The sequence below is a fragment of the Sutterella seckii genome (assembly GCF_009183815.1).
Lineage (GTDB): Bacteria > Pseudomonadota > Gammaproteobacteria > Burkholderiales > Burkholderiaceae_F > Sutterella > Sutterella seckii.
The window spans coordinates 1-263 of sequence record NZ_WEHX01000279.1 but is presented as its reverse complement, the minus strand read 5'-3'; the positions used below and the strand labels follow the sequence as shown (position 1 = coordinate 263).

Sequence of the window (263 nt, the reverse complement as noted above, 5' to 3'; positions counted from 1 at the left end):
TCAAGCTTGAGAAGCTTGATCTTGCTACGCGCGAATGGACGTGCCCGCACTGCGGCGCTCACCATGACCGCGACGGCAACGCTGCAGCCAACATCCGGGCTGAAGGCATCAGAATACTGAGGGCGGAGGGGCTACCCGTCCTGCGGAGAGAAATGTCCTCTCCAAATGCTCGCTGAGGTCGTGTAAATCCCGGAGACATCCGGGTTGTGACCGAAGAAGCGAGAAGCCTCGCCCAATTCGAAGAATTGGACGGGGAGTAGTCA

At 58.6% G+C, this 263-nt stretch carries 1 protein-coding gene; it reads left to right on the top strand.

Features of this window, described 5'->3' with window-relative positions; all coding sequences use genetic code 11:
- On the top strand, nucleotides 1-176 hold a 176-nt coding region (locus tag GBM95_RS12160), incomplete at its 5' end, for a zinc ribbon domain-containing protein (RefSeq protein ID WP_152159297.1).
- Nucleotides 177-263 lie beyond the last annotated feature (87 nt).